We start from the raw sequence: 22,066 nt of genomic DNA on the forward strand, positions 1-22,066 counted from the left end.
GTACCCAGGCAGTCGGTTCGCGTACGTGGAGGGTCGGTTCGCGAGCCGACCGCCCCAGTACGCGAGCCGACCACCCCGGTACGCGAACCGACCGCCCCAGTACGCGAGCCGACCGCCCCAGTACGCGAACCGACCCTCCGGGGCGTGACGTCAGCGGAGCACGACCACCCGCAGTGCGGGGGAGCGCAGGACGTCGGCCTCGCAGAACCGTTCCTTCACCCACTCACCGCGGCTGTAGAGCTTCGTCTGGTCGCTGAAGTACGGCGAATTCGGATTGGCCGACTGCGAGTACGTCAGCACCGTCGAGGCGTCCGGGCACCCGCGCTCGCCGAACCCGACCACCTGGATGTAGCTGGAGCCGTGCACGACCTCGGTGTTGCCGTGGGCCGGGTCCCACGCCGGCGTCATCACGTTGAGCACGCCGAGGAAGCCCTGCGCGCCGTGGATCGGGATGCGTTCGCCGTTCCGGGTGACGGACTGGCCGTCGCGCAGCCGCGCGTCCGGGGCGAGGCCCGCCGCCCGCAGTTCCGCGATCGCGTCCCCGAACGCCTTCCGGATGTCGGCGTTGCCGACGTTGAGCGTGTTCGGCGTGTTCAGCGGCGCCTTCGGGTCGAAGGGCACGGTGAACCGGGGCAGGCCGCCGAGCCGGACGGCGAACCGCTGGAACAGCAGGGAACCCCGGCTGTCGAGCGCATACGTGTGGTCCCAGTTGGCCAGTGCGGTGCACGCCGGCCCGACCGGCACCGGGCCCGACGACGACGGCGCCTGCCCGCCCGGGAAGGACGCGCACAGCTTCGCCAGGTCCGCCGCCGCGAGGTCGGCGAGCAGGCTGTGGTCGGTGAAGAGCATCTTCTTCATCGAGTCCGTGCTGAACCCGCCCTTTTCGGCCGTGAGCAGCGCCTCCCGGGTCCGCGGGTTGCGCTCGGTGGCCTGGTCGCCGACGATCCGCGGGTAGCCGGTGATCGGCGCGCGGGCGTTCGCGAGCCACGCGCTGTCGTTGGTGTTCAGCTCGTAGTCCCGGCGCTGCTGCTGCGGCAGCCTCGACGGCGCGAAGAGCCCCGGTTCCACTGCGCCCGGGTCGGAACCCCACTGGCACGACGACTTCCCACCGTCCAAAATGGGCAGTCCGTCGGCGGCGAAGGTCTCCCGCCCCACCGGTGTGCTGCACGCCGCGGCCAGTTCGTCGGTGACGTGCGGGACGACCTGGATGTCGGCGTAGAGTGCGTTGCCCGCCCGGTCGGTGGCGATCGTGTTGACCCACGGCACGCCCTGGGTGCGGCTCAGCGTGCGGACGATGTCGGCCGTGCTGCGGGCCTGGTCGAGCTCGAACCACGTGTTGAGCCCGCGCATGTTGGTCGCGTTGGCGTCGCGCAGCGCGTACGCCGACTTCGCCGTCCACGGCACCGGGAACCCGCCGACGTCGTCGAGCACCGGCCCGTACCGCGTGGCCCAGAAGGTCCGGCGGACCGGCTTCAGCGAACCGTCAGCCTGGCGCACCTGGACCGTGACGTCGCGGGAGGTCATCTTCTCGGCCTTGCCGTCGACGAGGTAGGTCGTCGGGTCGCCGGGCGTCAGCGGCACCTCGAACAGGCCGAACGTGACCGGCGTCGACACCGTGTGCGTCCAGGCCGCGTCGGCGGTGTGCCCGATCATCACGAACGGCATGCCGAGCAGGCTCGCCCCGGCCACGTCGACCCGGCCCGGGATGGTCAGCTGGCTCTGCCAGAACCGCCGTCCGTCCTGCCACGGGTAGTGCGGGTTGCCGAGCAGCACGCTGCCCTTGCCCGCCGCCGTCCCGTCGCTGCCGACAGCGATGCCGTTGCTGCCCAGGCCGCCCTTGCCGAGCCCGTCGCGCAGGCTTGCGGACAGCTGCGCGGCCGTGCCCGGGCCCGCGGCCGCCGTGCCGGACGGCGGCGTCGCGAACAGCCCTTCGGTGACGAAGCCGAGGCCGCCGGTGACGGCGATGGCGTAGAAGTGCCGGTAGAAGTCCTGTTCGCTGATCGGCCGGACCCAGTCCGCGCCGCGGCAGGCCGGGTCGGTGATCCCGGACCGGCCGGTGCGGGCCAGGAAGGCGTTGTACCCCTTGACATAGCCGGACACGACCTGCCGGACCTCGGGCCGCGGCCCCTGCGGCGCGGGTTGCGCGACGAGCCGGTCGACCACGCCGGAGTCGTTGAGCTGCTGGAAGAACAGGTCGCTGTGCAGGTTGTTCTTCGCCTCGGACAGCGACGGGTAGCCCGCGCCGTCCGGGCCGAAGTACCGCGAGCGCTGCGCGCTCACCGTGACGTAGATCTTCGCGAGCTCGCAGACGTTGTCGGTCGCCGCCGCGTAGCCGTACCCGTAGCCGAGGCCGGCGAAGTCCTTGGCGACGATGTGCGGGATGCCGTGCTCGGTGTAACGCAGGACGGCTCTCGCGTTGTCTTCGCCGGCCGTCGCGACGCCGGTACCCAGCGCGGTGACCGACAGCGCGGCCGCCAGAACGGCCAGCGCCTTGCGGATGTGCGTCATTCGTACCCCCTTGTCGTGATCACCACGCTACCGACGGCGATGACCGCGGGGATGGGGGAAAACCCCCGATATCCGTTCATCCGCGCGCAAACCGGCGTTGGCCGCGGCGGGATAGAAACCGCGCATGACCGAACACTCCCGCCGCACCCTCATCAAGGCCGGCCTCACCGGCGCCTCCGCCGTGGCCGCCGGCCTGGTCGTGCCGTCGACGGCCTTCGCCGCGGTCCCGCTCGTCCGCCGCGACCGGCCGGTGCTCACCCACGGCGTCCAGTCCGGCGACGTCACGCCGGGCTCGGCGATCGTCTGGTCGCGCGCGGACCGCCCGTCGCGGCTGGTCGTCGAGATCGCGCGGGACCCGTCGTTCCGGCACGCCCGCCGCGTCGCCGGCCCCCTGGTGGGCCCGGACAGCGGCGGCACCGGCCGGGTGCGCGTCCCCGCGCTGGCGCCCGGCACCGGGTACCACTACCGCGTCACCGCCGAAGCCCTCGACGGACGCGCCACGAGCGAGCCGCTGACCGGCCGCTTCGCCACCGCGCCGGTGGGCCGCCGCGGCGCGCGCATCCTGTGGTCGGGCGACGTCGTCGGCCAGAACTGGGGCATCAACCCGGCCCTCGGCGGGATGACGATCTTCTCCGCGATGGCCGCCCGCTGCCCGGACCTGTTCCTGCACAGCGGCGACACGGTGTACTCCGACGGCCCGCTCACCGAGACGGTCACCCTGCCCGGCGGCCGGACCTGGCGCAATGTCGTCACCCCGGAGAAGTCGAAGGTCGCCGAGACCCTGGACGAGTTCCGCGGCCAGCACGCCTACAACCGGCTCGACGACAACTTCAGGCGCTTTGCCGCGCAGGTGCCGTCCTACGTCCAGTGGGATGACCACCAAGCGCGTCAACTCACAACAGTCTAGCAGCCCCTACCAGCAAGAACCTGTGTTCACTGCCCGACTCAATCGCCCGGCGAAGGTAGCGCGGGCGAGTAGTTCGCTGATCGACGGTCAGCGGCGTCCCCTCTTGCACTAGGAACGCGAGATCGAGCTCCAGATTGGTGAAACACCCGAACCGCCGCAAGCGACTTTAGACAAGATGGAGCGGTGGGGTGCAGCGTCGCCGCTGGCTCGCGCGTTAGTGGAATCGAGGGTCTGGCTTGCGGAAAGTAATGCGAGTAGTCATCGTCCTCGCCGGGTTCGCCCTGATCAGCGGAGCCGTGTACTTCGGTCTGTTCAGCCTCGATAATGCTGACAAGGTGGCGAGCGTTGTCGCCGCAGTCTTTGGCATTCTTCTCTCGATGAGTGGACTTTTCTACCGACTGCGCGAAAAAAGCGACGAGGCGCGCAGAAAAAGTAGATACAATAACTTTGCCCGGCATCTGATTTCAATCCTGGACAGTCTGGCGAACAAGGAAGATTGGCGGGATGAAATCTATACCGAACTTGAAGCTCAGGTGGAAATGGAGGGACGCCGTCGAAGTCGCTGGATACGTGGCAGGCGACAAAAATCTATTAGGCGGGTCAAATCACTGTCGATCGCACTAGAACGAAGCGGCGAACGGCAAATTCTATTGGTAGGCGAACCCGGCGCAGGAAAAAGTTTTGCTATGCGCCATGTAGCCTATCGAATGGCTTTGCGTGCTCGTCGTAACCGACGGTCGATTCCGGTGGTTCCTCTTTATGTCAACCTGAAGTCGTTCCGTCCTGCGGGCGCAGTTGATGCCCGCGCGGTTCGCGAGTTTGTCATGAGTGCTGTCAATCAAGGTAACAGTGCGGTTGACGAATTTCTTGGTCGAGAGTTCGATCGTGGCATCGAGGAGGGAAATTGGCTCTTCCTGTTCGATGCTTTCGACGAGATTCCTGCGATCCTGAGTTCGACAGAGGCCGACTCAACGGTTGAGTTGTACGCGCAGGCAATTCAAGGTTTCCTATCGACAATGAGCAACTGTCGGGGCGTGCTGGCATCCCGAGACTTTCGCGGGCCTCATCGTCTGGGCTGGCCGCGCTTTAGCGTAGTGCGATTAGATGCGCGACGACAAAAGAATTTGATTCGCCGAATGGATCTCCCGGAAAGCGTCGAGCAACAACTGCTGCACGGACTTGCCAATGCAGACACTTTGATGGTCGAACTGGCTGGCACTCCGCTATTTCTGAATCTAATATGCGAATATGTGAAGGTTCGGGAGAAATTTCCGGATAATCCGCACTTGGTTTTCGACAGGTATGTAAGTAGTCGACTATCGCGCGATAGTAGCCGCTTCGCTCAACGTTTTGGTGTCACGTCAGTTGAAGTCAGGAGGGTCGCCGAACAGATATCGTTTCATATGTCGGCATCGTTGAAGACTGGCCTGGAGGTCGACAGGACGTTGTTGGTGGAGTACATGAGTCTCCCTGCGGACAAGGTAGAGAAGGCTATTGACGCCCTTGTCTATTCGAAGCTCGCCGCAACCGTCGATGACCAGCCAGGTGTACAAAAGATTACTTTCGCACATCGACGAGTGCAGGAGTACTTCTCCACATGCGTGGTTCTGCGGCAACCTGACCTGGTCTCAAATGACCAATTGTTGACAGACCAGAACTGGCGAGAGGCGGCAGTTACTATACTTCAGACGCAAGAACGCGCTGTTGTTCAGCCGCTACTCGACGCCGCATGTGATTTTATTGTCAAATCGGTCAAAAATGAGCCAGAAAAGGCCAACTTTTCGTGGCCGCCGGGGCTTCTTCACGTCTTCAGTCTGCTGGTCGCTGGTCTTGGCGGTGCGCGCGCTGAATGGCTTGACTATACTTTGAGTGTAAAAGAGATCGCTCGCGTACTCAATGCCGCATGGTCCAATGGCAGAAGGTACGACAAGAAATGGGCCTTAGAGTCAGCGGGCCTTCTACGTGACAAGCACCGAACACAACTTCTCAATAAAGCTTTCAGTGTCTCAAGCTCGATGCTTCGCGAAGAAGCTTATAGACAAACTGGTCGTATGAGCCGCGTTCCGGTGGAGTTGCGTAGCAACCTTCTGCGAGGGCTGGTAACCCAGTGGGCGGATGGACAACTGCGCCAACAACTCTCAGTCACACGCGCTTGGCTGACAAGAGTCGACGGATCCGATAGTTTAAGTAAGTCACTGAATCTCTTGATTGCATTGCCATCGATTGATGCTATTCTTTCAGTCGGTGTCGGGCTGATCATCTTCCTGATGGCCGAAAGTGTCACCATTTTTGACGGAAGTAGCATGGTGCCTATCATTATCGGTCTGAGCTATGTGGTGCTCAGCCGTCTCTCGCTGATGATGATGGTAGCTTCACCCGCTGTTTCCTGGGCGGCGACGTCGAAAACAATACAAATAATCCAGAAGATTCGGTCGATGGCGCAACGTCTGACTTCGGGGAAGCGTAGTCGAGATAGTCTGTGGAGCGGAGTCTCAGTACGACTGATAATGGCATTCGGTGCAATTTCAATCATTATCATTGCGCACGGAGCTGACGTCTACCTGAAGTTGCTTCTTATTCTAGGGGTAGTTATTGCGTCGACTTGGACCATATTTGCCCTCGAAGGCGTCATTGCGCAAGAGCCGGTCAATCCAATATTGTGGCCAGTTCTTCCTGTGGTTATTACTTATCGCGCAGGTGCTCGCCAATTTGGACAAGGCAAGCGGGCCAGCGTCGCTCGTAGGGCAGGCGGCGACCCTCGCAAAAGCATTTATCGGAGTCCGTCGGTTCGGTCGGCTTATCAGTTTAGCTTCGCTGATAAGATTGTCGGATTCGTAATAGTCACTATCCAGTTGCTCCCCTTTGCGGGTGCCGCTGTTTTGTTCGGACTACTAGTAGCGTTGATCTCAAGCTGGCTCGGAATGAGTAGCGAGCCGAAGGAATCAGACAGAGTTATTAGCGTGATCGTTTTGATCATGTTTGCAGTACTCGCCTTATTGGCATTAGTGATCGCCGCCGTGGCAGCTCTACAGTGGGCAAAGAGGGTCGTCGCAGACTTTAGTGCGGAGAAAAAGGCAAAGGCGGTAGTTGCCGGCATCCGAGGTGTCATCGGTCACGAGCAGATTGTTGGGATCCTAACTGTGGTACGAAGCGACCAGGTTCTGCGTGAGACTGTTATCAGTCTTCGCAAGAAGGGTGTTCTGTCTATTTCTCCCGAAGCTGTCCAAACGTTGGCCGACCTTGGAGCGCTTGCGGAATCGTTAAATCGTACAAATGGTGTCTTCTTGAATCGCTCAAATACTCCCAGTACTCTGGTTGGCTGGATGTACCCGAAGGCGTCCAAGTCTGCGTCTGGCGTGGATCAGGAAAGATTGAGATTCACAAGGTCATTAAGTGAGGCTACTATGGACGAAATCGCCAGAGTGGTCATCGAAACGAAGACTCAAAGTTGAAAGCGGCTTGGTGTAATGTAGTCTATTGAGACGCTTGGTGGGCGACCATGAGCGCGTCAACAAACAACAAGATACCACGCTCTATCTGCGAGAATGTTGGGACATCTGCCTAGGCGTCGCCGGGCGGGCAGGCGCATACACGGAAGCCGTCCGGCACCCGTCAATGCAGTGGCCGGGTGGCTCGACTGTCCAAGGGGGTTCCGCTTGACCGCCGCAGGTGCAGCGGTATCACGCGGGTGTACTCGACCGTTGGCTAGCGGAGAGGTAATTGGTCAATGGCGGTGGCAATCATCAGCATGGAGTCAGAATGGCTGACCGCTGTTGCCCGTATCGCTTCTACGGTCGCCAGGTAGCGCAGGGCATTCTGTGGCTCCGCGTCGTAAACGACCCCATGAAGGTTCTGGTGAACAATCGTCGTCACGCCTGTCTTGGTCGACTCGTAAATCGAGAACGGCGGTACGACGTTGGCAGAGGCGTCACCGCGAACTACGCATACCTTGATATGATGGAGCTTGCCGACTTTCTGTAGGTAATGCAATTGGTCGAGCATTACATGCGGCGAACTCGCAGCACTTCGCAAGGCGGATTCGCTCAAGAAAAAAGTAAAAACCCCCGGGACGTTACCGTCGACAATGTTCGGCCGCGCCGCACAGGCGAGCGAGCGACGACTCACCTCATCTTCGCTAAGAATGCCGTTTCCCAAGTTTGCCTGAGTGTAACCGGCAGTTTGGAGACGATTCGCGATAAGGGCGGGTGACCATTCGAAAATTCTCGTCGCGGTCATCTCATAGTGCCAAAGCAACGGACTGGTAATGTCCGAGACGGGTTCGATGAGTGTTGGTCCGTCAGCCTGGCGGAAAATCGCAATTATCTTGTCGTATTCCGCCTTCTTGACCTGAAGGCATCCGAGCAGGCGTGCGACGTCTTCAAGCTTAGGGGCGCGCACGCCGAGTTCCCATGCGGACAGTACGCCAGGGTGAATCCCTGCTCTGTAGGCGAGGACTCGCAATGAAATTCTCCTCGCCATCCGTGTACGGCGAAGCGCGATGCCAAGCGCGAATACGCCTGGCCAACCAGGCTTTGTGAAGTTCTGTCCTGAATTCAATCCAGTCAAGGCTGCTCCCATTACTGCCACCGCTCAGGTAGTGGTCGTGAAGGTCGAAATCGTGGCCAAAAGGCGTTCACTATGAGCTGGGCGGCCGCAAAGTCGTCTTCCGTCATCGGCTCGCCGGGCTTGCGTTCTTGTGAAATCTTCAGGAATGCGTCATCGAGTGGCGACTTTCGTTCGGTCTCTCCCACCTCACTCGCCGCCCGAGCTGGCTGGGAGCGCAAGGCGTGTTTCGCCTGGCAGCTCGGGCGTAGGGTTGGGCGTCCGCCGTAAGCACGACTCGCAGGGCAAGCCCTTCGGGTGGTCGATCAATTCCAATTGTCCGGGACTGAAAGACGCCGTGCACAGTGCGACCAGTTGATTAGGAGGAAAGTCCTGCTCCGGCAGTTCGAATACGTGGACTAGGCGCTGAGTCTCGCCCACGACACCCGGCAGTGGGCGCGCTAGGAAAAGTCGTGTCATTGCTCGGCTCCGTGATCATCGCGTCCGGCGGGGACGGCTGCGGTCGAGGGGCAGACCGTCCCCGCCGGACTTTCAGATCCGCCGCCATGTGGAGGGCACGCGGCGGCGGATGACCATCGGTGTTGCCGGAAAAGCCTTTTGCCAAGCCCTGTCCTGTGGTGGATCGGTATTCTGGGCTCCTCAGGCACATTTCGGAGGATCGCGCGTGCAGTGAGATAGGCGCGGCAACGCGGGCAGGCTGGAGCTGGTGGTATGAGGCTTGAAGCGATCAACAATTCATGTCCGCATAGGGCGACAAACCATCCCTCTTGGCGCTGTACTCCGCGCGCGAACTCCTCATCGGTGATCGCGTGATCGTGCCTGTCGACAAGGCATCGACTCCACGTCACGTACAGGCGCTGGCCGAGATCGTTAGTATGAGTCATAGGGACGCCACTCGATACAGGTTGGTCGCTTTCGGGTGTTCAGCCACTCAATCAATGCGGCGCGCGCATCCGGGATCGGAATCGCCGCCGTGCGCGGGAACACCGCGCCCGTTGTGCCGTTGAATATCAGATTGACTTCGGGAAGGGGACATTTCAGATTGAAAGAGTTCGCAATCGGCATTTCGCGATCGTGGTTGTCCATATAATTCATCGCCGCAAAACCGGACGACGGCCGGACACTGATCCGAAGCTGATGATCGGGAAAGGGGCCCTCTTTGCTGCGATGAAATTCGACGTCTCCAACTATGAGCGTGGTCTCCCAATCGACATGATCCGTTCTCAGAATCTCGTCGACAAGTCGAGTCGATTCCAGGATTCCGCTCGTAACGCGGGCCACGCCAGTGGTAAGCGAAGCTGTTAGGAGCATGTGTTCACGTCGCCGTTCGGTCGGGAGTGGTTCAGGGCCGGGCGCGCGGGTGCGCGCTCGGGCTTGGCCCAACCGTCACGCTGTGCGACAGGTCCGTCTATATCGCTCTCGGCATGTGACATGCCGAGAGCGGCATAACGCCAGGTGGAGCGGCGATTCCGCTCTGACGCGGCTCACTCGCTGGTGAGACCCTGTCGCCCTAGGTACGCTGGTCAGAGGGAGGCAGGCACCAGCAAGGCGAGGGGATCCGATGAGTTCACCCGGTGGTCCGCAGCATCGCGCGGCCGGCACTTCCGGCGGCCGTCGCTGCCAGGGGTGCGGGTCGGGGCTTGCCGCAGACAACACGGCCCGCCTGTGCAGCAAGTGCCACCGGGAGCAACGCGACCAGCTTCGGACGCCTCCTGCCCAACTGAGGAACGAGTTCTTCGAGACAGACGAGTTTCGTGCCGCCTTCGAAAGTCAGCACATCGGCAAGGTGTTCAAGGCGTATCGGAACCACCCGCGTCACCTTCAGCTCTTCGGCAAGGCGTTGAATCAAGAGCTGTTGGGGCGGTGGCTCGGGCTCACTCAGGCTCAGGTGAGCAAGCTGGAGAACGGCAAGCCTGAGCAGAACCTTGAGACGCTCCGGAATTACGCGAAGATTCTTCACCTGCCTCAGCATCTGCTCTGGTTCGACTTCCCGGGCCAAAGCCGCTTGAGGTTTCAGCACCTCTCAGTGGGTCAACGTCTGAACTCCGGTGACTCGCGGCCCAGTGGGTTGGTCACTCCCGAGGCGCGGGACGAACTCCTAGTCGTGAACACCGGCATGGACACGCTCGAACTGCTTCGGCGAGTCCGTGCGTCAGCAATCGATTCGTCCACCATCGACGCCTTGGACATCACCGTTGAGCAGCTGTGCTGCGAATACCCGCACGCGGATGCCCGTCAGCTCATGACGACGGGCAAGGAGTGGCTCGGCAAGATGACCGAGCTGCTCGAAAACCGCCTATCGCTGGGCCAGCACCGTGAGGTGCTCACCAAAGCTGGGATGTTGGCGCTTCTGGTGGGGTGCCTTGAGTACGACGTGGGCGACGCGCGTGCAGCCGAGGCCACCCGACGTATGGCGTTGGAACTCGGCAAGGAAGCTGGAGATCCCGGCATCGTCGGCTGGGCACATGAAATGCTGGCGTGGTTCCATCTGACGGCCGGCAACTATCGCGCCGTGATTCCGGCGGCTGAGTCCGGCGCTCTGGCTGCGCCCTCGCATTCCGTTGCGGTCCAGCTTTACGGTCAGCAAGCCAAAGCCTACGCCCGCATGGGAAAGGTCGAGGAAGTTCACAAGGCTCTCGACGCTGGCAGCGAGCTGCTGGGACGACTGCCGTTCCCGGACAGGCCGGACAACCACTTTGTGGTCGACCCGGATAAGTGGGACTTCTACGCAATGGACACCTACCGACTGGTCGGCGAAGACCAACTTGCCCAGCGTAACGCTGAGGAAGTCATGCGCCGGAGCGTCAACCCCGAAGGCGTTCCGATGGCACCCATGCGCATAGCGGAAGCTCAGCTCACGCTCGCCGTGATCGCCGCCAGGCGCGGTGACGTCGACGAGGCCGCCGCGTTGGGCATTCAGGCGCTTCAGAACGGCCGCCAGAGCCGTCCGACCCTGCTCATGGTGTCCACCGAGCTAGAGCACGAGTTGGACACCTACGGCGCCGACGCAGGCGCGGACTTCCGAGAGATGTTCGCCGACATCAAGCGCGCCCAGTAACACAATATTCTCCTAGGGAATATTCTCGACGCTCAATATTCCTTTCTGGAATATTGCGAGATCTGAACATGGCGCCGACCTGCCCATATTCCATCGTAGGATCCTTTATTCAGGTGCTGGCATAGTCGCTATCTCGCGTTGACGGCTTACTTGACGGCACGGCCCCGCAATCGCGGGGCTGAAGCCAATAGTAAGGGTCAAACACTAATGAAAACCACAACACATGACGCCGCTTCTTCGGCGTTTCTTTCCATCCGTCAGGCCGCATGGAGTCTCGGTGTCACCGAGTCCTGCGTGAGCTCCGCAATCCGCAGTGGCGTGCTTCGTGCGGTACGTCGGCGCTCCCATCTGGTAGTTCCGGCGACGGAGCTGCGGCGCGTGCTGAGTGACGGTGCGCGATGACCGATAACGACTACGAGGAGATGGCCGCCCAGCTCGACCGGTATGCCGACGTGCCAGGCGACGTGCTGAACGAAGTGGTAAGCAGGGACGGTCTGTGCTTTTGGGCGTTCGACCGGGCCGACATGCCCAAGCTGTCCGGCAACGGCTCGCCGGACCGGGACTTAGCTGCCGTGATGTGCGCCGGGTGTCCGGTGATCGACGAATGCCGGGAGCTGGACTTGCGGACGGCCGTACCGGACACGATTGGGGTGTGGGGTGCGCTGCCGGACACCGACCGGCGGGCCCTGTATCCGGTGTGGCTGCGTCGCCGGGGTGGTGAGGCGCGATGACGGTCAATCTCACGCCAACACAGATCCTCGCCGGAGTCGGGGTGCTGCTGGCGCTGTTCATGGTCTGGCGGTGGAGCGCCCGCAAGGCTCGCCGGGCTGCCGACGCGGCGCGGGTAAGTTCCCGAGTGGCTTCACTGGCCGGACGCGTGCTGTTCACGGGCGCGGCGTTCACGGGCATTCAGTGGCTGGTGATCACTCACGTGCACAACCCGACCCTGGTGCTAGTGGTCCTCGGGGTGCCGGACCTGATCGCGGCCCATGTCCTGACGCGCGCCCTAACGGTCACGTCCATGGACACCACGATGCACCGCCGGGGTGGTGGTCGCCGATGACCACCAATCAGAGCGAGACGGCGGTTCAGGGACGGGCGCGGCGGCTGGCCGAGGATGCCGCCGAAGCGGCCGACGTCCGGCGCTGGCAGACCCACCCCGATGTGGTGGCGCTGCGGGTGGAGCGGGTGCGGGCTCAGGTTGACCGGCTGTGCTGGTCCGGGATTGTGCTTGGGTTGGCCTTCACTGCTGCCAATGTGCAGTGGTTCGCGGCCGCAGGTTCCGCCGTGGGGTCGCTGCCGTGGCTGACGGCGTGGCTGCTCGATCCGACCGTGTGCCTGGTCTTGCTGGCGATCTTGCGGGCGGAGCAGGTGACCGCGCGGTACCAGGTCCACACGGGAGCGTGGGTGCGGACGGCGAAGTGGCTCACGCTGGCCGCCACCTACGTCATGAACACCTGGTCGTCGTGGGCGGCCGGGTCGCCGGCCGGGGTGGTCCTGCATTCGGTTCCGCCGCTGGTCGTGTTCGTGGCGGCTGAGGCGGTGACGGATCTGCGGGACAAGCTCACCGACGCGGTGGCCGTGGCGTTCGTGAACGCGACCGTTCACGGGGACGTTCGCGAACCGGTCCGAGTCGAGGAACCGGCTGCGCCGGTCCACGAACCGAACACGCCTGTTCACGAACCAACCGACCCGGCCGGTGAGCTGACCGTGTCAGCTCCCGAACCGGTGACACCGAAACCCGTGACACCGGAACCGCCTCGGGAGGGCGCCGCCCGGCGGAAGCTGTTCGCCGACTACCTCGCCGATGCCCGGGAAGCCTGGACGTCTGGTGTGGAGATCACTCCGGCATGGGTCCGGGAGGCCACGGGGTGTTCCCGTGGGCTGTCTTCCCGGCTCGCCGCCGCGCTCCGCGTGGAGATCGGCAAGGGGGTGCGCGGTGGCGACTGAACCGAACCGGGAGGACCACGAACACGCCGCGCTGGCTCGCAGCGGCGGCCGGGACGTCGAACACGTCGGCCCGGTACTCGACGGCGAATTGATCGACGACACGTTGCCCCAGCCCCGTCCCCGGAAGCCCCAGCGACCGGGGAGCCCCTGGCAGCGATGCACTGCGTGGGCGGGGCGGATGTGGCGGTCCGGGCCGGTGGTGCGGGCGCGGTCGGTGGTCGCCTACCGAGCGCGGAAAGCTCCGCTGGATCTGCTGAGGCTGGTGTGGTTCGTTCTGCGCGGGAACTGGCGGTGGCTGGTCAAGTTCTGGAACTGGTCCACCTACGCCGATCTTCGCGCCGACGCGCGCCGGGCGCGGCTGTCCGGGGACGCCGAAGCGCGCCGCGCTGCGCAGGAGCTGATCCGGTCCGATGCCACCGCGCGGTGGGCACGGCTCGGCATCGTGCTGCGCCGGGTGGTGATCACGTTGCGGTTCGCGGGACCCGTCGCCGGGGTGCTGTGGCTGGTGAATTCGGTGATGGACCGGGCGGATATGTGGCCGTGGCTGGCGGACGTCTACGCGGGAGTGGACGGCGTGTGGTCGGCGCTCACGGTCGCGGCGCCGCTGCTGCTGATCGTGGCTCCAGTGGTGTGGGCGGTGGCAGCGGCGTTCGAAGGACGCGACCGCGCGCCCGGTGCCGGGTGGCTGGTCCGTCCGGACCGTGAGGATGCCGACTCCTGGATTGATGAACGGATGATTTCCAAGGCGCTGGCGCATCTGGGCATCGCGCCGCTTGACCGGTTCTACCGTGACGGCGGGGAACTGGTCTACACCGTGGCCGCGCGCAAGGACGGTGACGGCACGTTCGCTCAGCTCCGGTTGCCACTCGGGGTGACCGCCGACATGGTCGCCGCACGCCGATCGAAGCTGGCCGCGAACCTTGGTCGTGCCTCACTGGAAACCTGGCCTACCAAGGGAGATGAGGATGGCGTACTTGACCTGTGGATCGCCGACAAGGGCGTCTTGCGGGGTGGGGCCGGCCAATGGCCGATGGCCGATGATGGACAAGTCGACGTGTTCGACGGTGTCCCGTTCGGACTCTCCCAGCGCGGGGTGGTCATCAACGCGCCGTTGATCGAGGTCAACTGGCTGATCGGCGGTCGTCCAGGGCAAGGTAAGTCGGCGGCGTTGCGGACGCTGATGCTCGGTGCGGCCCTCGACCCTACAGCGGAACTGTGGATGTTCGTCATGGGCGAGTCTCCCGACTTCGAGCCGTTCCGGCCTCGCCTGTCCCGCTACGGGATGGGGATGGATGACAGCGTGGCTGAGGCGGCAACTCAGGCGCTGGCGGACTTGTTGACCGAAATGGAGCGACGCGGCAAGATCCTCGGAGAGCAGCCGGGCCGCCCGCCGAAGGTCTCGCGCAAGCTCGCTGACAAGCCGGGGCTTGGCCTGCACCCGTTGGTGTGCGGGATCGACGAGTGCCACGAGTTGTTCCAGCACCCGAAGTACGGCAAGAAGGCTGCTGAACTGGCGGTGCGGCTGATCAAGCGGGGACGCAAGTACGGGATTGTGTTGCTGCTGGCCACGCAGTCGCCGACGAAGGACAGCATCCCCCGGGAGGTCACCCGCAACGTCTCTTGTGGAGTGGCGTTCTCGGTGGCCGATCAGGTGGCCAATGACGGGCTGCTCGGGTCCGGCAAGTACGCGGCCGGTATCCGTGCGACCGAACTGCGGATCAAAACCGACCGAGGAACTTGTGTCGCGGTCGGCATCACCGATGAGACGTTCGAGTTGGTCCGCACCTTCTACGTGCCGTTCGAAGACGGGGCCGACGACGTCAGCCCGGTCATCGCTCGCGCCCTGGTGCTGATCGAGGAGATCGGCCGCGCGGTCGAGTCCGGCGCACGGCCGCAGCTTGAAGCGGCCGGACCGGCTGAGGCGGACGAGTTGGCCGATCTCGCCGAAGTGATCGGCAGGGATGACCGGGTGCGGACGCAACAGGTGCTGGCGCGGCTGGTGGAGCTCAACGCGGAGCACTACGGCGGTTGGAGCTTCGCCGCGCTCTCCGCGCTGTTGGCCGGGCACGGCATCACTGCCCGCAAGTCCCATGGCGTGATGACTGTGCACGCGGCCGACGTCGCCGCCGCGCTCAGCCGCCGTGAGAGCGGGGAACCGGGCGGGGAGGAGCCGGGGACTCGGGGAGTTCTCCCCGCCGACTCCCCGGGGCAGCATCCCCCCGCTGACCAGCGGGAACAAGGCTCGGGGAGCCCGGGGAGCCGCCGCCGGCCAAACCCCGGAACGGGCCGGAACCGGGGTGTTCCCGGGACTGCCGCAGGTCCCTCCCCGGCTCCCCCTCCGCCGGGCGAGAGGAGGTGACCGGCCCTTTGCCCGACCACGTCACCCAAGCACCGCAGACGACCGCACAGCAGCAGGCGAAAGGCAGCGACCATGACCACCACCGGAACGCAGGGGACGGCCGTCCGACCCACCACATCGGACCGAACGGAGCGAGCGCAGCAGACGGTGACCGTGTCGACGGCCCGAACAGCGGAGACCAGTCCGACACTGACCGGCCCCGGCGCGCTCGGCAGAGCACCGCCGTACGGCGGACCGAACCGCGTGCAAACGTGACGGCACCGTCAGGGCCAGTTCCGGCGACGCTTACAGCCGGGCCGGACGGCGCGTTGTGGATCGCCGTTGACGGTGGGGATGTGCAACAGGTAGCCGCAAGGATCAGCGCCGCGTGCGACGCGTTGATCTCCGCGCAGGAAATCCCGCGCTGAGTCTCGCGGCCTCGTCTAAGCTGAAACGCATGACAGCATGGCCCGGAGACCTCGAACATCGCGCCCTTATGGACACAGCGGAGGGCCTGATCTCCGAACTTGTCAGCCTGAGGCGGCGTCTCCGGCACGGAAATGACGTTGAATACTCGCAGCATGGAGAATTCGCGGATCGCGCTCGCGGCATGGGAGAGCAATTGCGCGGCGCCGTGATGCTGGCAAGGGCGGACTTGTACGCTCCTGCTTTTGGTTGTTTGCGGATGGCGTTCGAGCACATGCTTGTCGATCGACTCCTGTTCCTTGGCCGCCGCATAATACGGTACGTCGAGAATGTCGAAGCCGATGTCTGGGAGGAGTGGAATCGGCGACGCGACAACGGAGATGAGGAATTTCTTCTTGTAACTGAGTGGTCTCGGACGAAAAAGGGAAGAGTGGAGATTGTTGAGCGGGGATTGCGCTCAACGCCATCGTCTGGGCTCGAAAGTTACGAGTTAAGTCCGTACTACTTTCTAGTCAAACAGTTTCAGCCGTATATGGGAACGCCGAGTTCGCAGCCAATGTTCGACGACGGGATTAGTGACCCGGCCCGAATGCGTGAGTGGGCCGAGCGCAATGACCGTATTTATCGAACCTACCTCAGTTGGAGCAGCATCAAGCGAAATTTGCAGTTGAACGGCTTCGCTGACGAGGTCACGATAAGTCGCCTCGATGTTCACTACCGCTTCCTTAGTGCTTTTGTTCACCCGGTTTCCGAAGTTGACTCCCTGATTTATGGACGAAACCAAATCAATGTCCCGCGGTATGATCACTACAGTTCCGAGCTGGTGCTGCTGTATGTCACTGCGCTCGCCTTGCGCGAACTTAGGCACTTTGTCGAGATGACAGGCGAGGCGCCAATGGTCGAGTTTATTGATGGGGACGTATCCGAGGAAAGGTGGCGGAAGGCGGCCGTCGACATCTCATATCTTTGGTTCCCGGGCGATGCTCCGCACGAAATGGATCGTGTTGAGGAGGTCAATAAGCGAGCGTTCAGGCAGTGGAGGAACGTTGGGTCGACTCGAACGGTTGAAGATCCATCTCAAATTCCAGATGATGGAGTTCGCTACTATCGGGACCCGCTAAGGCGATTGGTGAAAATGCATAGCGGCTTCACGGAGATGACAACGGGACTATCCTTTGTGTCGCCGTGGCCACGCGCTGACGCTCCGTACCGCTGATGTCGGGGCCCCTTCGTCGGAGAGGCGGAGGGCCCTTGTCCCTGGGGAAGTTACGGAGTAGCGCAGCCCGCATAGCTGACAATCAAGTTCCCTTGCCCCCGTTGCTGCGCAAGCGTGAGTATCCCGATTTGCGGACCGGGATTCGGGTGCGGAGTGTCGTCGGTCAGCCCGCTGAAGTCCAAATGGCACGCGTCCACCGACAACGTGCCGTCCGGATTGGACCGTGCCGCTTGCCCAGGTAGGTAAAGGTTGTTCACGTAGTCGCCCGGCGCGGTGACCTCGCTAGCCATCGCACGTATCGCGGCCGGGCAGTCGGGCGCGTGCCACGCGTCGGCGAGCTGCCGTTGCGCAGGGATCGTGAACACTGAGCAGGCCAGTCCGTCATCCGGCTTGAACCGGGCTATGTGTTCCGCCAGAAAGTTCACCATGCTTGCGGGGGTTCGGGGCAGGGTGCGAGCGATGGCCTCATCGTGGGCTTGGTTGAGTTCCTGTTGCGTCTGGCGAGCCTGCATAGCTGCGTCCACCGCCAGCATTACCGATCCGGCCGTCACCACGGCCATGCCTAGGCTCAGCGCCCCCAACGTCTGCCAGCGCCGGACTCTCAATTGCAAGCGCACCAGCGCGACCACTGCGCCGCCGGTTAGCGCGATTCCAGCCAGCAGAACCCACCACCACGGGTCCACATAGGTCAGCAGCCACCCCGCGACCACCAGAAGCGGCACCGTCAGCCGCCACGCTACCGGTACGCCCCGGCCCACCAGCAGCATCACCGCCAAGCCGCCAACCCCGCCGAACAGCCACGGCCACATCTCCCAGCCTGACAACCACCACGCGACCAGTGCCAGCACGGCCGCACCGACCAGCACCGGTAGCCGCAACACGCGCTCGATCGCGGCCCGGCGTCGATTTCGGGCCTGGTCTCTGGCCGCTGCTCGTTCGCCGGCTGCGGCCAAGCGGTCTAGAAATGATCCTCCACCCATACCCTCAGGATGCGCCGCCACCTGCGACAACGCCACCGGATCGAACAGGCAAGCGAGCGCTCTCGGAAGGTACGGTCGCCATGACGGGCGTATGCGGGTGGCGGAGGTGCGGTGTGGTCGACGAAGTAGTCGACGTGGCTGATCGGGCCGCGCGCCGGGCCCGGTCCATACCGCTGGCTTTCGGCGCCGGTGCGGCGGTCGGCCTGCTTGGCGGCATGATCGGGCTTGGCGGTGCGGAATTCCGCCTTCCGCTGTTGATCAGCCTGTTCGGCTTCGCCGCGCTGGTGTCGGCGGTCAAGCTCGCACAGCACTAACGCGCCTGAGATGGCCTGTGCGGCGGGGAACCGGCTCTGGCGTCTTCGGAACCCCGCCGCTGTCACGCGGCCGTCAGTCGCTGTCTCGGGGCTCAGTGGGTCGTGTGGCTGGCACGTCGAGTAGTTCGGTGATCTCAATCGTCTCGTTGGTGTTGGCAGCGCGGTCGTACCACTCGGCTACTTCCGGCATGGCGTCTCGCCAGCCGTCCGGCAGACGCCATCCGGCCCGCCACGTGCCGTCAGACCGTTTCTGCACCGCGAACGAGAAGCCCAGTTCGAGCCACCTGAGACGGCGATCTTCCGGCGACATGCCTGCTAGCTCCTGCTGCCAGGTCCGGTCAGTGGGAACCCATTGCACGCCCCCGGGGTCGGCTGGAAGTGCCCTCAGTGTGTCGATATCGGAGAGAATCTTTTCTCCGTCTTCCATAATGCGACGGCGGTCCTCCGCTGAGCTAGCTCGCGCCACTCCGGACATCAGCTTGCCGTACTCCCGCTCCAGCTTCGCTATCTGGTTGGCGTGGTTGGTCGGTGGCAAAATAATGCGCTCGCGGACGGGAACCATTGCGAAGATCTTATAGAACGCTTGGGTGGCCAACGGCTCTACTTCTTCCGCGTTCATGGCTGGGCCGTGCTTGCGTGATGGGCATTGCCAGAACCTGTACTGGTACTCGACCGCTGGTTTTCCGTTCTTGTCGCCTCGCTTCACAACGGTCAGTCGATGCCACAGGTTTTCCGAGCACTCTGGGCATACGAGGATCCCGGAGAACTCGTATGGCCGGTTGCTGCCTCGCGTCTTCCGCTTCGACTTTTCTTCCAGTCGGGCGACTATCTCGGCTTGCTCGGCGGGTTCGAAGATGCCGAACTCTACCAAAGCTGGGTCGGTGAGCAGGCGACCCAATGTATTGCCCTGCCATTCGTACCTTCGTAGCTCAAGTTTGGCGGGATCTTCGCCGCGTCGTTCCGCTCCCAGTTGCAATTGCCTGTCTCGCGGCGTAACGACTTCATTCTCGTTCAACCAGCGGGCCATGTCGATAAGGCGCGTTCCTGATCGCGCCATCTTCGACAGCTTGTGAAGAATCTTGACCGCGAGGGGGTCGAGTCCGAGGATCCAGCCACCACCGGGTAGCTCGACGGGCATCGTTCCGTAAATATGTCCTTCACCGCCCCAGCGACCGGCTTCCTTGAGCCGGGCCTTGGCTGAACGGAAGCGCTCCCTCATGCGCTCCCGTTCCATGCGGGCGAACGCCGCGATCAGAGTAATCATGAACTCGGACATGGAGTTGCTGGAATCGATGCCCTCGGCAATGCAGATCAACCGCTTTCCGCGCGCTCGGAGCCATTCCAGCAAGGTCAGCGCGTCCATCACGTTCCGCACCAAGCGATCCAGCTTGGACACGACTAGTGTCTTCCACGGTTTCGGGGGCGCATCGGAAAGCCAGAGCCTCAACCCGTCTCGCTTCTCGGGTTCCAAGTCGCCGGAGACGTGAAGGTCCTGGACGGTTTCAGTAATCGGGATGCCGTAGGCATTCGTCCACCGGTGCGTGTCGCCTACCTGCGACTCGCTGGACGTGCTCTCGTCCGAGAAGTGCGACTGACGGACGTAGCACAACGCTGCGTCGCCCTCGGGGTCAAACGGTACGACCGCCGGCCGCTCGCTGAGTTGCTTCTTAAACCGCCGCTTCTTCCGGGGTGCCGGTGCGCTCATAGTCGGTATCCTCGCTGGTAGACGCCTTGCCAGTGTAGTTGGTTGACGCGTTTGGTGGGATCACGAGGTCCTGAACAACTGGTACCCGGGCAAGATCCTCGACAACCCGGCCTACACCGAAAAGCGCGTCGACGTCCTCGCCCCGCGGGCGTACCAGGCGTTCCACGAGTGGCACCCGATCGACTCGCGCCGGGCCGTCGACGGCCGCGTCTACCGCAGCTTCACCTACGGCTCGCGCGTCGAGATCTTCGTGCTGGACATGCGGACCTACCGCAACGCCAACACCGCGGACCAGACCAAGCCGGGCTACATCCTCGGCGACGCCCAGGCGCGCTGGCTGGCCGACGCGCTCGGCCGCAGCACCGCGACCTGGAAGATCGTCCAGGCCGACATGCCGCTGGGCCTGGTCGTCCCGGACGGCCCCGACATCGAAGCCGTCGCGAACAACCTGCCGGGCGCGCCGGGCGGGCGCGAGACCGAACTGGCGTGGGTGCTGCGGGAGATCCAGCGCCGCCGCGTCCGCAACGTCGTCTGGCTGACCGCCGACGTCCACTACACGGCCGCGCACCACTACTCACCCGACCGGGCGGCCTTCCAGGACTTCGACCCCTTCTGGGAGTTCGTGTCCGGGCCCCTGAACGCCGGCGCGTTCGGGCCGAACACGCTGGACCCGACGTTCGGCCCGGAAGCGGTGTTCGTGCACGCCCCGCCCGCGGCGAACACCGCGCCGATCGACGGCTTCCAGCACTTCGGCGAGCTGAACGTCGACGGCGCGAGCGGCGACCTCACGGTGGACCTGCGCGACGCCACCGGGGCGTCGCTGTGGTCGAAGACACTGCACCCGCAAGGCCGCTGACCGAGGTCGGCTACGCTCACGCGCACCGAAACCCCCGTACCAAGGAGAAACACCGCCGTGACTGAACGCACGCTGGTCCTGGTCAAGCCCGATGGCGTCGCGCGCGGCCTCGTCGGCGAAGTCATCTCGCGGATCGAGCGCAAGGGCCTCAAGCTCGCCGCGGTCGAGCTGCGGACCGTTCCACAGGCGCTGGCCGAGGAGCACTACGCCGAGCACAAGGAGCGTTCGTTCTTCGGCGACCTGCTGGAGTTCATCACCTCGGGCCCGCTGGTCGCGCTCGCCGTCGAGGGCCCGCGCGCCATCGCCGCGTTCCGCCAGCTGGCCGGCGGCACCGACCCGGTCGAGAAGGCCACCCCGGGCACCATCCGCGGCGACTTCGCGCTGGAGACCCAGTACAACCTGGTCCACGGCTCGGACTCGCCGGAGTCGGCCGAGCGCGAGCTGAAGCTCTGGTTCCCCGACCTGTGATGCACTGATCCGGGGCCACGCACCACGCGCGGCCCCGGATCCCGGGGGAGACTTCATGACGACGATGCCGTTTCCGGCCCGCGGCTACCTGCCGGTGCTGCGCGAGCTGACCGGCGCGTTCGCCGAGCGGCTGCGCACCGCCGACCCGGCCGCGGCGGTGCCCGACTGCGGCGGCTGGACGCTGGCCGACCTCGCCACGCACCTGGGCAACGTGCACCGCTGGGCCGCGACGGTCGTCCGCACCGGCGAAGTGCACCCGCAGAACTTTTCCGTCGCCGCGGAAGCCGATCTCGTCCCGTGGTACGCCGAAGGCGCGCGCCTCCTGCTCGGCGAGCTCGAAGCCGCGGACCCGGAAGACGCGTGCTGGCACTTCGGCGGCACCGGGAAGACCAAGGCGTTCTGGTACCGCCGTCAGGTCCACGAAACCGCCGTCCACCTCGCCGATTCGGGCAGCGGCCACGCGCCGGACCCGGCTGTCGCCGCGGACGGCGTCGACGAGGTCCTCGGCGCGATGCTGCCCCGCGTGACGCGGTGGCACGCCGTGCCCCGGCTGCCCGGGCCGGTCACCCTGCGCGCCACCGACACCGGTGACGTCTGGACCGTGCACCCCGGCGAGCCGCCCGCGCTCGGCCCGGCCGTTCCCGGCGCCGCGACCGTCGAAGCTCCCGCCCGTGACCTCCTGCTGCGGCTGTGGAAGCGCAGCGGGCCGGACCCGCGCGTCACCGGCGAAGCCGCCGAGGCCCTTCTCGCCGCCCCGCTGACTCCGTGAGGGTGTTC

The 22,066-nt window shown here is 64.1% G+C and carries 15 protein-coding genes and 2 pseudogenes; 12 read left to right on the plus strand and 5 right to left on the minus strand.

Translation table 11 applies throughout. The features are described from left to right. Positions 1 to 150: 150 nt before the first annotated feature. Positions 151 to 2,508 carry a penicillin acylase family protein gene (locus ABZW17_RS02145; protein WP_354808745.1) on the minus strand — a complete coding sequence of 786 codons (2,358 nt, stop codon included), beginning with the start codon at positions 2,506 to 2,508 and terminating at the stop codon, positions 151 to 153. A gap of 124 nt (positions 2,509 to 2,632) precedes the next feature. On the opposite strand from ABZW17_RS02145, the pseudogene ABZW17_RS02150 reads away from it, so the two are divergent. Together ABZW17_RS02150 and ABZW17_RS02155 are read left to right on the plus strand one after the other, a co-directional pair. Further along, a pseudogene (locus ABZW17_RS02150) lies at positions 2,633 to 3,391 on the plus strand (alkaline phosphatase D family protein); the annotation flags it as partial. Between the two features lie 272 nt (positions 3,392 to 3,663). Then, the gene (locus tag ABZW17_RS02155; RefSeq protein WP_354808747.1) at positions 3,664 to 6,867 is read left to right on the plus strand and encodes an NACHT domain-containing protein; all 3,204 of its coding nucleotides are present in this window, start codon (positions 3,664 to 3,666) and stop codon (positions 6,865 to 6,867) included. 253 nt (positions 6,868 to 7,120) lie between these two features. Here ABZW17_RS02155 and ABZW17_RS02160 read toward each other — a convergent pair whose 3' ends face one another. Both ABZW17_RS02160 and ABZW17_RS02165 read right to left on the minus strand, forming a co-directional pair. After that, a complete protein-coding gene (locus ABZW17_RS02160) occupies positions 7,121 to 7,993 on the minus strand; it encodes a Scr1 family TA system antitoxin-like transcriptional regulator (protein WP_354808749.1) in 873 nt (290 codons plus the stop codon). Between the two features lie 855 nt (positions 7,994 to 8,848). Then, complete coding sequence (locus ABZW17_RS02165; protein ID WP_354808751.1) at positions 8,849 to 9,289, minus strand: Imm1 family immunity protein; 441 nt, start codon at positions 9,287 to 9,289, stop codon at positions 8,849 to 8,851. A gap of 250 nt (positions 9,290 to 9,539) precedes the next feature. Here ABZW17_RS02165 and ABZW17_RS02170 point away from each other — a divergent pair, with 250 nt between their 5' ends. The 6 genes from ABZW17_RS02170 (at position 9,540) to ABZW17_RS02195 (ending at position 16,966) form a co-directional block, all read left to right on the plus strand. Then, positions 9,540 to 11,036 carry a hypothetical protein gene (locus tag ABZW17_RS02170; RefSeq protein WP_354808753.1) on the plus strand — a complete coding sequence of 499 codons (1,497 nt, stop codon included), beginning with the start codon at positions 9,540 to 9,542 and terminating at the stop codon, positions 11,034 to 11,036. A gap of 398 nt (positions 11,037 to 11,434) precedes the next feature. Continuing rightward, positions 11,435 to 11,767, plus strand: coding sequence for a WhiB family transcriptional regulator (locus ABZW17_RS02175; protein ID WP_354808755.1), 333 nt, complete (start codon positions 11,435 to 11,437; stop codon positions 11,765 to 11,767). After that, the gene (locus ABZW17_RS02180) at positions 11,764 to 12,099 is read left to right on the plus strand and encodes a hypothetical protein (protein WP_354808757.1); all 336 of its coding nucleotides are present in this window, start codon (positions 11,764 to 11,766) and stop codon (positions 12,097 to 12,099) included. Before ABZW17_RS02175 ends, ABZW17_RS02180 begins: the two co-directional genes overlap by 4 nt. Further along, positions 12,096 to 12,986, plus strand: a complete 891-nt coding sequence (locus ABZW17_RS02185; RefSeq protein WP_354808759.1) for a hypothetical protein — start codon at positions 12,096 to 12,098, stop codon at positions 12,984 to 12,986. The genes ABZW17_RS02180 and ABZW17_RS02185 overlap by 4 nt, the downstream gene beginning before the upstream one ends. Next, positions 12,976 to 15,345, plus strand: coding sequence for an FtsK/SpoIIIE domain-containing protein (locus ABZW17_RS02190; RefSeq protein WP_354808761.1), 2,370 nt, complete (start codon positions 12,976 to 12,978; stop codon positions 15,343 to 15,345). The genes ABZW17_RS02185 and ABZW17_RS02190 overlap by 11 nt, the downstream gene beginning before the upstream one ends. A 436-nt stretch (positions 15,346 to 15,781) precedes the next feature. After that, positions 15,782 to 16,966, plus strand: a complete 1,185-nt coding sequence (locus tag ABZW17_RS02195; RefSeq protein WP_354808763.1) for a hypothetical protein — start codon at positions 15,782 to 15,784, stop codon at positions 16,964 to 16,966. Between the two features lie 50 nt (positions 16,967 to 17,016). On the opposite strand, the gene ABZW17_RS02200 is transcribed toward ABZW17_RS02195, so the two are convergent. Further along, the gene (locus ABZW17_RS02200; RefSeq protein ID WP_354808765.1) at positions 17,017 to 17,919 is read right to left on the minus strand and encodes a hypothetical protein; all 903 of its coding nucleotides are present in this window, start codon (positions 17,917 to 17,919) and stop codon (positions 17,017 to 17,019) included. Between the two features lie 140 nt (positions 17,920 to 18,059). On the opposite strand from ABZW17_RS02200, the gene ABZW17_RS02205 reads away from it, so the two are divergent. After that, positions 18,060 to 18,260, plus strand: coding sequence for a hypothetical protein (locus tag ABZW17_RS02205; RefSeq protein WP_354808767.1), 201 nt, complete (start codon positions 18,060 to 18,062; stop codon positions 18,258 to 18,260). Between the two features lie 73 nt (positions 18,261 to 18,333). Here ABZW17_RS02205 and ABZW17_RS02210 read toward each other — a convergent pair whose 3' ends face one another. After that, positions 18,334 to 19,965, minus strand: coding sequence for a recombinase family protein (locus ABZW17_RS02210; RefSeq protein WP_354808769.1), 1,632 nt, complete (start codon positions 19,963 to 19,965; stop codon positions 18,334 to 18,336). A 58-nt stretch (positions 19,966 to 20,023) separates the two neighbouring features. Between ABZW17_RS02210 and ABZW17_RS02215 the strand changes: the two are divergent. From ABZW17_RS02215 to ABZW17_RS02225, 3 genes and pseudogenes are all read left to right on the plus strand, one after another. Further along, a pseudogene (locus ABZW17_RS02215) lies at positions 20,024 to 20,821 on the plus strand (alkaline phosphatase D family protein); the annotation flags it as partial. 57 nt (positions 20,822 to 20,878) lie between these two features. Next, on the plus strand, positions 20,879 to 21,289 hold the full coding sequence (gene ndk / locus ABZW17_RS02220; protein WP_013228487.1) for a nucleoside-diphosphate kinase: 411 nt from the start codon (positions 20,879 to 20,881) through the stop codon (positions 21,287 to 21,289). Between the two features lie 55 nt (positions 21,290 to 21,344). Next, positions 21,345 to 22,058, plus strand: coding sequence for a maleylpyruvate isomerase family mycothiol-dependent enzyme (locus ABZW17_RS02225; protein WP_354808771.1), 714 nt, complete (start codon positions 21,345 to 21,347; stop codon positions 22,056 to 22,058). The last annotated feature ends 8 nt before the right edge of the window (positions 22,059 to 22,066 follow it).

The sequence above is a fragment of the Amycolatopsis sp. NPDC004625 genome (genome assembly GCF_040609695.1).
Classification (GTDB): Bacteria; Actinomycetota; Actinomycetes; order Mycobacteriales; family Pseudonocardiaceae; genus Amycolatopsis.

Bases quoted from the DNA above. Each gene is read 5' to 3' on its own strand.
- ABZW17_RS02145 (WP_354808745.1), bottom strand. From the start codon at position 2,508: ATGACGCACATCCGCAAGGCGCTGGCCGTTCTGGCGGCCGCGCTGTCG.
- ABZW17_RS02225 (WP_354808771.1), top strand. From the start codon at position 21,345: ATGACGACGATGCCGTTTCCGGCCCGCGGCTACCTGCCGGTGCTGCGC.
- ABZW17_RS02210 (WP_354808769.1), bottom strand. From the start codon at position 19,965: ATGAGCGCACCGGCACCCCGGAAGAAGCGGCGGTTTAAGAAGCAACTC.
- ABZW17_RS02155 (WP_354808747.1), top strand. From the start codon at position 3,664: ATGCGAGTAGTCATCGTCCTCGCCGGGTTCGCCCTGATCAGCGGAGCC.
- ABZW17_RS02175 (WP_354808755.1), top strand. From the start codon at position 11,435: ATGACCGATAACGACTACGAGGAGATGGCCGCCCAGCTCGACCGGTAT.
- ABZW17_RS02185 (WP_354808759.1), top strand. From the start codon at position 12,096: ATGACCACCAATCAGAGCGAGACGGCGGTTCAGGGACGGGCGCGGCGG.
- ABZW17_RS02180 (WP_354808757.1), top strand. From the start codon at position 11,764: ATGACGGTCAATCTCACGCCAACACAGATCCTCGCCGGAGTCGGGGTG.
- ABZW17_RS02165 (WP_354808751.1), bottom strand. From the start codon at position 9,289: ATGCTCCTAACAGCTTCGCTTACCACTGGCGTGGCCCGCGTTACGAGC.
- ABZW17_RS02170 (WP_354808753.1), top strand. From the start codon at position 9,540: ATGAGTTCACCCGGTGGTCCGCAGCATCGCGCGGCCGGCACTTCCGGC.
- ABZW17_RS02160 (WP_354808749.1), bottom strand. From the start codon at position 7,993: ATGGGAGCAGCCTTGACTGGATTGAATTCAGGACAGAACTTCACAAAG.
- ABZW17_RS02195 (WP_354808763.1), top strand. From the start codon at position 15,782: ATGACAGCATGGCCCGGAGACCTCGAACATCGCGCCCTTATGGACACA.